This window comes from Microlunatus panaciterrae, assembly GCF_016907535.1.
Classification (GTDB): domain Bacteria; phylum Actinomycetota; class Actinomycetes; order Propionibacteriales; family Propionibacteriaceae; genus Microlunatus; species Microlunatus panaciterrae.
The window spans coordinates 3,121,181-3,134,410 of record NZ_JAFBCF010000001.1; the positions used below are offsets into that span (position 1 = coordinate 3,121,181).

At 67.2% G+C, this 13,230-nt stretch carries 12 protein-coding genes, 2 tRNA genes and 1 pseudogene; 5 read left to right on the forward strand and 10 right to left on the reverse strand.

The genetic code is table 11. From position 1 onward, the window contains the following. Window positions 1-26: 26 nt before the first annotated feature. Window positions 27-1,112 carry a hypothetical protein gene (locus JOE57_RS14245; protein WP_204918970.1) on the reverse strand — a complete coding sequence of 362 codons (1,086 nt, stop codon included), beginning with the start codon at window positions 1,110-1,112 and terminating at the stop codon, window positions 27-29. 132 nt (window positions 1,113-1,244) lie between these two features. Between JOE57_RS14245 and JOE57_RS14250 the strand changes: the two genes are divergently transcribed. Beyond that, window positions 1,245-2,690 (forward strand): CYTH and CHAD domain-containing protein, encoded by a 1,446-nt coding sequence (locus JOE57_RS14250; RefSeq protein ID WP_204918972.1) that lies wholly within the window; start codon window positions 1,245-1,247, stop codon window positions 2,688-2,690. Window positions 2,691-2,971: 281 nt separating this feature from the next. Continuing rightward, on the forward strand, window positions 2,972-4,366 hold the full coding sequence (locus JOE57_RS18730; RefSeq protein WP_204918974.1) for a CHASE3 domain-containing protein: 1,395 nt from the start codon (window positions 2,972-2,974) through the stop codon (window positions 4,364-4,366). 29 nt (window positions 4,367-4,395) lie between these two features. Here JOE57_RS18730 and JOE57_RS18735 read toward each other — a convergent pair. Together JOE57_RS18735 and JOE57_RS14260 are read right to left on the reverse strand one after the other, a co-directional pair. Further along, window positions 4,396-5,268: pseudogene (locus tag JOE57_RS18735) on the reverse strand (MFS transporter); the annotation flags it as partial. Continuing rightward, the gene (locus tag JOE57_RS14260) at window positions 5,268-5,519 is read right to left on the reverse strand and encodes a hypothetical protein (RefSeq protein WP_204918975.1); all 252 of its coding nucleotides are present in this window, start codon (window positions 5,517-5,519) and stop codon (window positions 5,268-5,270) included. The gene JOE57_RS14260 and the pseudogene JOE57_RS18735, both read right to left, overlap by 1 nt. A 355-nt stretch (window positions 5,520-5,874) precedes the next feature. On the opposite strand from JOE57_RS14260, the gene JOE57_RS14265 reads away from it, so the two are divergent. The 3 genes from JOE57_RS14265 (at window position 5,875) to JOE57_RS14275 (ending at window position 9,872) form a co-directional block, all read left to right on the forward strand. After that, window positions 5,875-6,912 (forward strand): glycerophosphodiester phosphodiesterase family protein, encoded by a 1,038-nt coding sequence (locus JOE57_RS14265; protein ID WP_204918977.1) that lies wholly within the window; start codon window positions 5,875-5,877, stop codon window positions 6,910-6,912. Window positions 6,913-6,969: 57 nt separating this feature from the next. Continuing rightward, window positions 6,970-8,988, forward strand: a complete 2,019-nt coding sequence (locus JOE57_RS14270; RefSeq protein ID WP_204918979.1) for a hypothetical protein — start codon at window positions 6,970-6,972, stop codon at window positions 8,986-8,988. 611 nt (window positions 8,989-9,599) lie between these two features. After that, entirely contained in the window at window positions 9,600-9,872 is a 273-nt protein-coding gene (locus JOE57_RS14275) for a GlsB/YeaQ/YmgE family stress response membrane protein (protein WP_204918981.1), read from the forward strand. 70 nt (window positions 9,873-9,942) lie between these two features. Here the strand turns inward: JOE57_RS14275 and JOE57_RS14280 are convergent, their stop codons facing one another. The 7 genes from JOE57_RS14280 to JOE57_RS14310 all read right to left on the reverse strand — a co-directional run bounded on the left by JOE57_RS14280 (window position 9,943) and on the right by JOE57_RS14310 (window position 13,217). Further along, on the reverse strand, window positions 9,943-10,155 hold the full coding sequence (locus JOE57_RS14280; RefSeq protein WP_204918983.1) for a hypothetical protein: 213 nt from the start codon (window positions 10,153-10,155) through the stop codon (window positions 9,943-9,945). 85 nt (window positions 10,156-10,240) lie between these two features. After that, a complete protein-coding gene (locus JOE57_RS14285) occupies window positions 10,241-10,480 on the reverse strand; it encodes a hypothetical protein (RefSeq protein ID WP_204918985.1) in 240 nt (79 codons plus the stop codon). A 166-nt stretch (window positions 10,481-10,646) separates the two neighbouring features. Beyond that, on the reverse strand, window positions 10,647-11,096 hold the full coding sequence (locus JOE57_RS14290) for an iron chaperone (protein WP_204918987.1): 450 nt from the start codon (window positions 11,094-11,096) through the stop codon (window positions 10,647-10,649). Between the two features lie 145 nt (window positions 11,097-11,241). After that, window positions 11,242-12,432 carry an RNA polymerase sigma factor gene (locus JOE57_RS14295; protein ID WP_204918989.1) on the reverse strand — a complete coding sequence of 397 codons (1,191 nt, stop codon included), beginning with the start codon at window positions 12,430-12,432 and terminating at the stop codon, window positions 11,242-11,244. Between the two features lie 6 nt (window positions 12,433-12,438). After that, complete coding sequence (locus tag JOE57_RS14300; protein ID WP_204918990.1) at window positions 12,439-12,849, reverse strand: YciI family protein; 411 nt, start codon at window positions 12,847-12,849, stop codon at window positions 12,439-12,441. 175 nt (window positions 12,850-13,024) lie between these two features. Continuing rightward, a tRNA-Gly gene (locus tag JOE57_RS14305) sits at window positions 13,025-13,098 on the reverse strand. A gap of 46 nt (window positions 13,099-13,144) precedes the next feature. Beyond that, window positions 13,145-13,217 (reverse strand) — tRNA-Pro (locus tag JOE57_RS14310). Window positions 13,218-13,230 lie beyond the last annotated feature (13 nt).

Genomic DNA, 13,230 nt, shown 5'->3' on the forward strand with positions numbered 1-13,230 from the left:
TGCCACTCAGGGGGACCTGTTCAAGGTCAGCCGTAGGACCCTACTGAGGCGGGCGAGTAGTCGGGCGCACAGGAGTAGAGGAACTGATACTCGCCCTTCGGCAGCTGGTCGAAGGAGAACGAGATGTCACCGAAGTAGTGACCCGGCGTACGGACAGTCCATCTGGAGTCCGATACGCGGGCGGTGGCGACGGCGGTACCGTCCGCTGCGACCACGTTGAGGCAGCTCGTGTTCGGGTCGCGAAGATCAGCCTGACCGGTGGCGTCGATGGTGAGCACCAGCACGTTGTTGCGTTGCACCGCCTTCAGCACCAGTGCCTGATAGCCACCGCCGCGGAACACCGACACGGCCGGCACTGTCGGAGTGAAGACCGGGGTCTTCGGGGCTGAGACAGCGAAGTCGGCCGACTCCTTGATGGTCGACGGTTCCTGCCCCTGCTTGACCGCCCAGGCGTGTGCGACGAAGCGGAGAGACGTGCCCGCATCGGCGGCGGTCACGGTGTAGCTCTTGCCGGTGGCCCCCGCAATGGCGACGCAGTTCCCGCTCGTACAGCGGCTCCAACTAGTGGTGATCACCGCGGCACCTTTCCACGTTCCCGGTGATCCGGTCAGCTGGTCCCCGATGTTGGCCGGAGGCGTACCGCCGATACTGGGCGGCGTCACGCTCACCGGAGCCTTCGGGGGTCGGGTCAGGAAGAACACGGTGACAGCACCAGCCACCAGCAACACCGCAAGGCCGATGATCAAGGGCAACAGCCAGCGAGGCCGCTTGCGGACCGGTGCCGGCGGAACGGTCACGGACAGGGCCGGCCCCTGGACTGCGGCCTCGGTGTCATCCTCCGGAACGGCTACCAGTCGGGTCAGGAATGTTCCAGGGGGAGCGGTCATCGGGACGGTGATGTTGAGCTCGGCCGTCAGGGTCGACCCGACGACCATCGGTCGCTCCGAATCTCCGACCACCGACACCCAGGAGGGATCGGTGGCGCCGACGGGCTGCGACAGCAGCCGCACCTGGACCGGTCGGCCCATCAGGTTCGTCACCGTGAAGGGGACCACGCCGGACCTGCCGGGTGGCAGTGCAAGCTCCGCAGGACCTGTGATCGAGAACGCCACAGCGCCATTCGGTCCCCAGCTCGGCTCACCGGCCACCCTTCGACGATAGCGGTAACACGACGCCCTGTGCAGTGATGACTTTCGCGGAGTTCTCGATCGTTGCGATGATCGGCAAGGTGGCAGGATGGGTGAATGGTCACGGCACATCTCGAGCGGGAGGACAAGTACGAGGTTGATTCGACCTTCGTCCTGCCCGATCCGGCTGATCTCCTCCTCCCAGCAGGGCACGTGGAGACCGCCGAGCTGCGGTTGGAGAGTGAGTACTTCGACACCGAGCGGGGTGATCTGCATCGACTGGGCCTGACCCTTCGTCGACGCACTGGAGACGCGGACGTGGGTTGGCAGCTCAAGGTTCCGGCCGCCGACGGGCGTATGGAGATCAGGAGTCGGTCCCGCTCACGGTCGGTGCCGGCCGCATTGGCGCAGCCCTTGGCAGGCGTGACCAGAGGTCAGGAGCTCCGCTCGGTGGCAACGATCACCACTACCAGGACCGTCACACGCCTGCTGGACGGGAGCGGTCAACTGCTGGCCGAGATCGCCGACGACCGCGTGCAGAGTGTCAGGGCGGGGGAGGCAGCCACTCTGGACACGTGGCGCGAGGTCGAGGTTGAGCTCGGGCCCGCGGGTGACCAAGAACTGCTGAGCATCCTCGGTCAGCGGCTCACGGACGTCGGAGCCCGCCCGTCGCCTGACACCTCCAAGCTGCGGCGCGCGCTCGGTTCCGCCGCTTCCTCCGCCGACCGGCAGGAGGAGGGGACGCTGGGACAGTTAATCGACGACTACCTGCAACAGCAGTACACGGCGATCGCGCTCGGCGATCTTGGTCTTCGGCTGAGTCAACCGATGGTGCATGCCACCCGGGTGGCGCTGCGTCGGTTGCGGAGCACGCTTCGGACGTTCGGCTCGGTCTTCGATGCGGAGCGCGTCGCCGAGCTGGACGCCGAGGTGGTGTGGTTTGCGAACTTGTTGGGTGAGGTGCGTGATCGTGACATCCTGATCGCCAGGCTGGCCGCGAAGGTGGCCGAGCTGCCACCGGAGTATGTGCTGGGCCCAGTGGCCGCCACGATCGAGTCGACGCTGTCGGTCGAGCGCTCGGACCACCTCGAGGCGGTCGCGACCGGGATGGCCAGCGAGCGTTACCGGCAGCTGCTCGACCTGCTGGACGCCTGGCGGACTGCACCGCCGCTGACGGCTGAGGCTACGCAGCCCGCCGCGGAGGCAGCGGACCATCTGAAGAAGGCCAAACGGAAGCTGGACCGGCGCCTCCGCTCCGCGGGCGGGGACGTCGCCGCCCTGCACCGAGCGCGGAAGGCGGGGAAACGATTCCGCTATGCAGCTGAGCTCGCCGCCCCTGTCCTGGGCAAGAAGGCCAGCAAGTCGGTGCGCCATGGCAAGAAGCTGCAGAAGCGGCTGGGGGAGCATCAGGACAGCGTGGTCAGCGCCGCCTTCCTGCTGAAACTGGGGACGACAATGGGCACTCGCGCGGGCCATAACGGACTCACCTACGGCATCCTGCTTGCGGGTGAATGGCATACGGCCGAAAGGATCCGCGCCAAGCTGCGCATCGATACGCGTTGAGGCACCAGCAGCAACTCGTTCCTCGCATCCCCACAGGTAGGCGGGGCCGACTTCGTTAAGGGCTGCTGAAGAGCACAGAAGGGTAGGATGCACCAAGGTCGGAGGACCTGAGACGGGCGGGGACGATCGGTGCGCTGGGACAGCAGTGACTCAACAGGGATGCGATCTGCCCGTGTCATCGGGGCACTGCCGTGAAAGGGCTGCTCGCACTGGTGCGCCCACCGGCGCACGTCGCCTTGACACAGTGGCGTCGAGTCGTCGGACTGCGATTCTGGCTTGCTGTGGTGGTAGGCGCCGTCGTCGGTGTCCTGCTCGCGAACGCGCTGGTGGCCAACCAACAGCTGCGTCGTAGCCTCGAAGCACAAGAACATCTGCGAGGCAGGATCCGGCCAGCGCAGCAGGACGCCGCCCGGTTGGCCATGGCCTACATCGACCAGGAGAGCGGTCAGCGAGGCTTCCTGCTCACGGGGGACGATTCCTTCCTCGAACCCTACGAGACAGGGCGAGCCAGGGCGGCGACGCTCCAGGCGGCGCTGAGCATGCTGCTGCAGACAGAGCCGGTGGCGCTGGCCCAGCTGGACAAGGTCATTGCCAGCGCCGAGCTGTGGTCGTCGGGTGTCGCCGAACCCAGTATCGCCCAGCGTAAGCGCGGGCCGGTTGCACCCCGCGAGCTTGCTCGACAAGCTATGCGGGAGAAGGCGCTGTTCGACGACCTGCGCACCCAGCTGGAGACGCTGGAAGCAGAGATCACGGCGATTGTCGTCGCCCAGATTCGCGTGGTGACGGCGGCTAACTCTGCCGCGGCGGCGATGTCCCTGCTGAGCGGTGGGATCGCTGTCGCGGCCGCGGCGATAGCGCTGTTGCTGTGGTACGGCCTGCTCGAGCGGCCACTGAGAGACCTTCTGCGCCAGCTGAACGCCTTCTCCGTTGCCGGACACGATGAGCCAATCATAGCCAAAGGCCCCCGCGAGATCGCCAGCATCGGAGCCGCCATCGAAGGGATGCGCTCCGCTCTGCTGGCCCGGAACGCCGAGTTGCTCGAAGCGCAGCGCCAGCTGAGCGTCCACGACGAACGGGACCGATTCGCGGCCGACCTCCATGATCTGGTGATCCAGCGGATCTTCGCCATCGGTCTCGCCCTGAGTTCTCTCACGGTCCGCCGTCCCGAGATGACCGGGCAGATCCAGCCGCTCATCGACGAGACCGACCAGGTCATCCGTGAGCTGCGGGCGGTGATCTTCGCCATCACCCGGGGGGACCTCAGCGACCTGCGGGAGGGGGCGACCCGGCTGGTGCGGGATTCCGCCCGTTCACTGGGCTTCGTCCCGGAGTTGGAGATCGAGGGCGACGTGGCTGTCGCCGAAGAGGTGGCGGCCGAAGCGCTGGCCGTACTGCGCGAGGCCCTGAGCAACGTCGCCAGGCACGCTCATGCCGATCGGGTGGTGGTGAAGATCTCGGGTGTCAGTGGCCAGCTGCAGCTCACCGTCACTGACAACGGCATCGGGCTCAGCCCAGGCGCGCAGCGCTCAGGCCTCCTCAACATGGTCGCCCGCGCGGAGCATCTGGGCGGTGCTGCCGAGTTCGGTCCGGGCGCCGACGGTGGCACGGCCGTCAGCTGGGTGGTTCCGGCGCGCCCGATCTTCCCCGGCCCGGTCACGAAGGCCAGTCCCAGGTAGTAGGCGATCCCTGCGAGACAGCCGGTGGCGATCAGACCGAGATGTGAGTGCCGCTCACTGAGTCGTCCGATCAGCAGCAGGGCAGGCACTTCGAGGGCGGCGGCCACACCGAGGGCGATGCCGGCCCAGATCACGTCCAGCTGAAGAGTCTCCGTCACGTAGACGGTCATGATCGTCATCGCAGTGGCGTTAGTGGCCTGCAGCAGGATGAAGGCCGCCATGATCAGCACGATCTCGATGCGGTTGACCGGCGCCGCATCCGAACTGGCCAAGGGCGTTGTGGGATTGCCGGATGCTGCTGTTGCCCGGGCTGCGGCGCTGCGGTGGGTGATCATGATCGCGGTGGTGGTGATGTTGAGCACGGCGACGGCAGCGATGGCGAGCAGGATGGCGCGGTTGCCGAACCAACCGATGATGAAGGTGGCGAGCGGGGGACCGCCAACCCAGGCCACCGACACGATGGCTCGGGTGTTGACGATCTCGGCTGGTCTGGCTCCGGAGTGGCGCAGTTGGGCGAACAGCATGGAGCTGCCCACGCCGGCTGGACCGCCGATCAGGACCAGTGCAATGGTGGCGACCGGAAGGGTCGTCGTGATCGCCAGCACGATGGCGAGCACGGCAGTGAGCGCGCCGCAGACCAGCATCGGTCTCAGGTAGTCGTGTTTTTTGTCGGCGTAGGCAGGCAGCGCCAGGGAGGCCAGAAAACCGCTGGCGTTGTAGATGGAGAGCACCCAACCCACTTCCGCAGTCGTGGCGCCGTAGAGATTGACCAGGATCAGCGCCAGAGCCGGGCTGAGGAACGAGATCTGCAACCCCCACAGCAGCGCTGAGGAGGGAACGAGCAGGTGTCTCAGATCGGTTCCTCCACGTCTTGAGCGGGTTCGGGTGTCAGCCGGGCTCATCAGACTCCGGCCACGCGTGGCTCGACGGTGCTCTCGTCACGGAGCGCGTGGCGGTCGGACCGGCACTCGGCGTCGATGCCGGGTTCGGACCTGGCGAACTGGGTGGCCCAGACGTCGCCGGTCACCCCTTCGGCAGGTCCTTTGCAGATGGGTTGGCGCTCTTCGATCTCCACAGGGTCCTTCTCGTCAGGGGCTTCGTCCGGCGCGGAGGTATGGAGGACTCGCGCATCCCGGGCCTGGTGGTCCGTCACCGACACACCGTACGAGACCTGGCGGCAAAGAGGGAGGTTCTGTCAGTACACGGATATCTCCGCCCGTGCGCTCTGAGCCTGTGGAAGAGCGGTTGAGTGAGCCCTTCGACGGGCTCAGGGACGGGCCCAAAGGGGGGCCCTGATAGGGGCCTTCGTCCCTGCCTGGCCGGGCGAACCCGTTCATACGCTATGGATCTGGCGCTGGGTGAGGGGGCCCACGATGGCGACATCAGCTGACCGAGGATCTTCGTTTCGGCAACGACTCGGACGTCGGGGAGCCTGGCATCGACGCTCCGACACTGGCCGCGAGCCGGCCAAGGCCGTGCGGAGCTGGGCTGCGACGATAGTTGCCATCATGATCATGGTGGCGACGATGATCGGGGCTCCCGGCACCGTCCCCGTACTGGGGCCCGCTCTCGCCTTCTCCCAGACCGCTCAGGCAGCCACTCGGCACTACCCGCGATTCGGCCAACGATCGCGGAAGGTGATGGTGCTCCAGTCGCGGCTGGTCAAGGCGAAGGTGCTGCGACCCAGGTACCGGACCGGGTACTTTGGACCGAGGACCAGGGCGGCAGTCAAGAGGTTCCAGCGCCTGCACGGACTGGCGGCTACCGGCAAGATCGACAGCAGGACCTGGCGGGTTCTGATGAGGAGGACGAGGCCTGTGTGGAAGGCGCCGGCCGCGATCCCGAGCTCAGGTCGTCGGATCTTGATGATCGCCGGTCACCGCGGCACGAACAAGGGAGCGCCGGAGTCCACTCTGGCTGCCTTCCGTCGGGCGGCCAGGTCCGCCGACATCTTGGAGTTCGACGTCCAGTGGTCGGAGGATGGAGTGGCAGTCGTCATTCATGACACCACGCTGGACCGGACCACAGACTGCAGCGGGCCTGTCGCCGAACGTACGTTGAGGCAGCTCCGCCGGTGCGACGCCGGCAGAGGAGAGCGGATACCCACCTTCGCCGAGGTTCTGAGGTTGGCGAAGTCCCTGGGAAGGCCGGTGAATCCAGAGGCCAAGGGTCATCCTACTGCGGCGCAGATCAGGGACTATGTGCGCAAAGTACGTCATGCCGGAATGCTGTCCCGGACGACGGTGGCGAGCACATACTCAGCTACGCTGCGGCAGTTCGCGGCTGTCGAGCCCCGGCTGCGGCGTGCGTTGATCTCGTACCACAGGGGTTATCGTCTTCGCACCATCCGCAACGCGAAGGCCACGGTGTACATTTCCCTGCTGCAGCGTCTGACGAAAGACAAAGTCGTGAGGCTGCACCGAGCCCAGGTCGAGGTCTGGCCCTACAACGGCGTCAGCAAGTCAGACTTTGATCGTGCGCGCGAGGTGGACGCAGACTGCGTGATGGTGGACGACCCGGCTCTCTTCAGGTCCTGGATGAGTTGAGCTGGACTCTGGAGGCGGATGTGACAATTGGCTACGCGTGACGAACCGATCGCCCCTGTGAAGGGGACCAGACGGCCGTTGCTGTGGAGTTGGACGACCTGCCTGCTGCTGATCGCTGTCGTCTTCATCGGTCTTCGGGCGGTTCACGACACCCGTCCTCATCCGCAGTCGACAGCGATCACGACAAGCAAGGTGGTCGTCGTCGGTGGCAAGGGCGGGTACCAGCTCACGGATGCCGAGCGGACCGTCTTGAACGCGCATGCGGCAACCGCGGAGGCGGGGGCGGTGTCCGTGCGGCCGCGCTACATCGGCGACTGTGCGGCTGCAGGCTGGTCCACGCTGGGGGCCGGTCGTCGCACCGCGGTCGGTGGACTGTGCACTCCCCAGGTTGAAGATCAACACGTGGTCGAGTGGCAGCGGCGCCTGGCCGCAGCCGCCGCACACAACGGCGACGCCCGGCTCGGGACACTCGCCGAGCTCGTTCCTGGCTGTGTGGCTGCGGTCGGACCCGGGGCGGCGCTGGCGGCCGCGCGCTCCGACGGGTCGCTCGCGCGCTATCAGACCGTGCAGGAGTTCATCGACGCTGACTTGGCGACCCCGTGCCCGATTACGTTGGTCGATCCGGGGGAGGAGTCCGACGCCATCATCACGACTTTGGCACGACGTAGCGACGTCAGCCTCATAGTGACGGGAGTGGGTCCGCCGTCGGACTCCCACGACTCGCGGTTGCAGGCTCTCTACCTGCTTCGAAGCAGCCCGGCGGGCTGGCTCACGTCGGCGAGCACGCGCCGTGATGGTGTCGTCAACCTGACCGATCTGACCCGTGTGCTGGTGGACTTCGGGCGTCGCGGCGCCCCGCCGGTGACTGCCCCGATCGACGGATCCCCGCTGATGGTGCGTGTCGCTCCGGTGACGGCCGATGCACTGCACGGGCACCTCGCGGCCGTCACCGCTCTGTCCGCTGCGGCCCTTCGCGGGCAGATCGCCCTCGGCATCGGCGGCGCGGTGTTGATGGTCATCCTGGTCGTCAGCCTGATGGTGCGTCGGTTCGACGTGTCACGGGTGATCGTGTCCTTCGGCTGCATCCTGCCGGCGGCCATGATGCTCACTGGGGCGGTGCGTTGGCAGGACACCAGCTCACCGGGGCTGGTGCTGAGTCTGCTGGTGGCGGGTTGGGCCGTTGTGCTGACCGCCCTCGTTCTCGTCGTCGCCCGGCGGAATGATCTTGCCGTGGCCGGGGTGGGCGCAGCTGTCGTGGTGACTGCCTTCACCGTCGACGCAGCGTTGGGCGCGGTGATGCAGCCGGGCTCGATGCTGAACTCGCGACCGACGAATGGCGGTCGCTGGTATGGCTTCGGCAATGTCACCTTCGCGGTCTATTCCTCGGCGGCGTTGCTGCTCGCCGGCTACCTGGCTCACCGTCTGCGGGCGGCCGGGCATCGGATCTCCGCACTGGGCGCTGTCGCCCTGGTCGGGTTCGGGACCGTGCTCTGCATGGGTTGGCCGTCCATGGGTGCAGACTTCGGTGGCGTTCTGGCGCTGACGCCGGGTGTGCTGTGGTTGCTGCTGGCACTTACCGACCTCCCGGTCACCTGGCGGAAGCTGGCGGGAATCGGCCTGGTGGGCCTGCTCGCCGTGGTCGTCATCTCGTGGCTGGACTGGCGGCGAGGACCTGATGCCCGGAGCCATCTGGGCAACTTCGTCCAGCGCGTCATCGACGGAGACGCGGCCGACATCGTCATCCGCAAGGCCGCAGCAGCGGCTGAGTCGTTGGTCGCCCCGATGGGAGTCATCTCGCTGATCATCGGCATCGCGTTGTGGATCTTGATCTTCCGCCGCCTGTTGGGTCCGCTGTCGACAGACCTCAGCACCATCCGTCCGATCGCCGTTGCGGCTCTGATGACCGCCGTCCTGGGCACCTTGGTGAACGACGGAGGCTCCAGCGTCTGGCTGACGTTGACAGCGGCGTTCACCGTGAGCGTCTGGGCGCTCTGGATCGACCGGGCCTATCGAGCCCGGCGTCGCGACCAGGCCGAGGCACGATCTCTCGCCGGTGCAAGCGAAGCGCGGGCCTAAACTCGTGACTTCCCGTGAGGTCGTGTCGGCAGCCTGGGAGGGTTCGCGGGCGAAGCGCACCACAGGAGAAGGGGAGCGTCGTCCTCCGCCTCGAGGCGACGTACGACCAACGCGGCCTGAAGGGCAGGAGCGAGAAGTACCATCCGATGTTCAGTGGGCGGGGGAAGCCACCGCACGGTGTTCGCCAAGCCGGCCGTGGCGAGGCAGAGTCAACGCTACGCCAAGATCATCGCCCAAGAACGTTCGCGAGCCCAACGACGCAAGGCGTCGGTGTCCGAGAATTCGTTCAATGAAAGGGCGCCGCTCGAGCCGGGCAACCTGGCCCTCGTGCAGCTGCTGTCGGACGTTTCCTGGGTCTACAACGAGATGGGCGCGCAATGCCACCAGTGGTGCGGCCGGGCGGCTGCGCGGCTGCCTGGTCGAGCGGGTCGAACCGCGGCCCGGAACGTTCACGCGGCCCAGGGCCTACCTGCCGTTCGGCTCCTGACCAGACACACCGTCCCCGCCGTGGCGGCGTGTCGGTCGCCTGGAGCCTGCAGGTCGGGTCAGACCGCAGTAGCATCGGGCCGCGGTCGCAGTTGGGCGACCGTCATTACAGAGAGAGGCAAACGATGGAAATCATCGGCGTCATCATCGCAGGCATCATCATCGGCCTGTTGGGTAAGTTTGTCGCTCCAGGTAACCGGGACAACATCCCGCTGTGGCTGACCATTCTGTGCGGGATCGGTGGTGTGATCATCGGCTGGTACGTCTACGTCGCGTTCGGGGGCAATGGCAGCCCGGGCATCGACTGGGTGCGCTGGATCGTCGCCATCGTCGTCGCAGCCGTGCTGGTCGTCATCGCTTCCGCGGTGACCGGCCGTAGCAGGACCAACCGGGTCTGAGAGCATCGACCGACGAGAACCCCGGTCCCGCGTTGGCGGGACCGGGGTTCTTCTGTGTGGTGCCCCCTGTTCAACGATCACCCGGTCTGTGCAGATCGTCCAGCAGTGCCAACCACATGATGCCGCTCTTCTTTGCGGATTCGATCGTGTCGTGTCGCTCTCCCCGCAAGGAGCCGCCCGAGACCACCAGAAAACTGCCCCGGGCCTGTCTGATCTCCACACAGACGAACCTGCCCCTCGCGAGGAGCGAGCCGTCCGGCTGGCTGATCCAGCGACCGGTCATGACGCGCGCTCCCGGCTCTGTGCTGGTGGCAGGCGGCGTTTCGACATCGCCAGCGAGCATACCGGGTCGGGTCTCGCCGGACCGGCTAGGCGCTAGATCGCAAGCCTCCCAGGACGGCATCCGCGATGGCCTTCACCACCGACAGCTCGACATGCACCATATTGGCGATCTTCTGTAGCACCGCCACGTGGCTCGCCAGCGTAGTGGCGGTGAGGCCCGAATTGAGGATGGCGTCGATGATCTGCTGCAGCACATCTGGCTCTGGCACCGGGCGGCCCATGGACTCCAAGAGCTCACGGATGTTGTCAGGATCGGTCGTTCTCATTGCGGCGCTCCCTCGATGCGGCGGTGGCTCGAAGCATAGTGCTGGAATGCGTCGTCGGGAGGCGATTCGTCGAAACAACTGGCACCCGTAGACACCAGCTGGGCACCCGTAGATACCAGGACTCCGGCCGCCTACCAGAGGACTGCCGCGCCCGGCCGCGGCAGCTTCAGGAGATGGCGGCCTTCACCAGCTCGACGACCTTCTTCTCCACTACGGGGCTCCACTGTCGGAGCGCGTACGACACCGGCCAGAAGTCACCGTCATCAAGATTCGCCGCGTCCTGGAAGCCCAGGGTCGAGTACCGATAGTTGAACTTGCCCGAGTCCTGAAAAAACAGGACGACCTTGCCGTCCGCGTTGGCGTAGGCGGGCATCCCGTACCAGGTCTTCGGGGTCAGTTCCGGGGCGGTCGCGGTCACTACCATGTGCACGCGCTCGGCGAGCGCACGATCCTCCGGCGCCATCTCCGCGATCCGGTCGAGGACCGACTGCAGGCCGTCCGCCTTCTTGGCACCCTTCTTGCCCTCAGCGCGCAGCTCGGCGGCGCGCTCCTTCATCGCCGCGCGCTCCTGGGCGGTGAAGCCTTCGGACTCGGTCGTGGCACTCTTCGCTGGCATTTTCGTCTTCCCTTCTGACGCTCAGTGGCGCGGCGTCCGGCCGCCGCCCTCCGTCTCAAGGCTAGGGCTCAGCGAGCGTGTGACGCTTCTCGATTCCTGATCGATCGCAGCCGCCTTCTGCGCCCTCCAGTGAGAGGACTGTCCTTCATCGCTCGGTGGCCCGCGCCCGGGCAGCCTGACGGACCAGGTGGTCGCGCTCGGCGACGTTCGTGGCTCGGCGCGCGGCCTCCGCGTAGGCAGCGGCGGCGGCCGGAAGGTCGCCGCCCAGCTCATGCAGGTAACCGCGGACGGCGTGCCAACGGTGGCGATCGCCGAGCACATCCCGCAGCCGCTCCGTCTCGCGCAAGCCGGCTGTGGCGCCAAGGACATGGCCGACCGCGACCGCGCGGGCGAGCACCGCGGCGGGGTCCTGGCGTACCGGGTCGTCGGTCAGGGCGACAAGGTCGTCATACCAGGCGAGGATCTGCGGCCAGTCGGTCTCCTCGGCGCTCGCCGCGTCGTCGTGCAGGGCGGCGATGGCGGCTTCGACCTGGTAGCGACCGACCCGATGTGCGGCCAGCGCCGACTGCAGGACGCGCACTCCCTCGGCGATCTCGCGGGTGTTCCAGCGGCTGCGGTCCTGCCGGTCGAGCGTGACGATCCGCCCCTCGGGGTCGAGCCGCGCCGGCAGTCGGGCGTGGTTGAGGAGCATCAGCGCGAGCAGCCCGCCCACCTCCGGTTCGTCGGTGGCGAGGGTGAGCTGGCGGGCGAGCCGGATCGCCTCGACAGCCAGGTCCACCCGTCCTGCGTGGCCGGCTGTGTAGACGAGGTAGAGCACGCGCAGTACGACGGCAAGGTCACCGGGCTGGTCCAGGCGGCGCCCCCGCAAGGCTCGCTTGGCCCGGCTGATCCGCTGCGCCATCGTCGCCTCAGGTACAAAGAAGGCCTCGGCGATCTCGCGGGTGGTGAGACCGCCGACGGCCCGCAGGGTCAGCGCCACCTGGGAGGCGGGTGCGAGGTCGGGGTGGCAGCAGCAGAAGAACAGGAAGAGGGTGTCGTCACCCTCCTCGGTGACGCCGGCCCGCGGCTCGGCGTCGACGGCCTCCTCGCGGCGGTGCCGGGCGGCCTCGCTCCGGCGGGCGTCCACCAGGCGCCGGGTGGCGACGGTCGTCAGCCACGCGCGCGGCTCGCGCGGCGGGTGCCCGGGCCATACCCGCAGCGCCTCCAGCAGAGCCTCCTGCAGCGCGTCCTCGGCGGCATCGAAGTCTTCGCCCCGCCGGACCAGGACCGCGAGCACCCGCGGGACGAGGGCGCGCAGGGAGCCCCCGTCCAGCGGTTGCGTCGATCCCTCGATCATGTCGGGTCAGTCGCCCGAGGGTGCTTCGGACATGACCTCCCGGACGTCGATCCACTCATACAGCGGCTTCCCGCCTGGGCCGGGCTCGGAGGAGACGTAGGCCGCGAGCTCGATCGCGCGCTCGTGTGACTCGACGTCGACCATGTACCAGCCCGCCACGAGATCGCTGGTCTCCGGCAGCGGGCCGTCGGTGGTGACGGGTGCGGCGTCCGGACCGCCGTAGCGCACCCAGGTGCGCGCCGGCGTGAGCGCCTGCGCGTCGACGTACTCGCCGTTCTCCTGGAGCAGCTCGCCGACGTGCTTGAGGAAGGCCATGTGCGCCTCCACGTCCTCGGGGGCCCACTGGTCCATCGGGGGGAACGGATGGTGCGGCGCCGGGCCGCCGCGGTAGTGCTTGAGAAGCAGGTACTTCGGCATGGTGTTCTCCTGGGTCTTGGGCCCCGCCTGTCGTGGCCCTTCACGTGGTGAGCGGAACTGGTCAGCGCTTCTCGACATGACATCACCATCTTTGCCGGGGACTTCGGTGGTGGCTTGGGCCGGGAACCAGAAAAGCCGCAGGTCAGGGGCGTCCCTTGACCTGCGGCTTCGTGCTTGGAGCGGGTGACGAGAATCGAACTCGCGTAGCCAGTTTGGAAGACTGGGGCTCTACCATTGAGCTACACCCGCCGGACCGCAAACCCGGCTGAGGTCTCGCCTCAGCCGAACCGCGGAGTCGGGGCGACAGGACTCGAACCTGCGGTCTTCTGCTCCCAAAGCAGACGCGCTAGCCACTACGCTACGCCCCGGACATGCATCGTC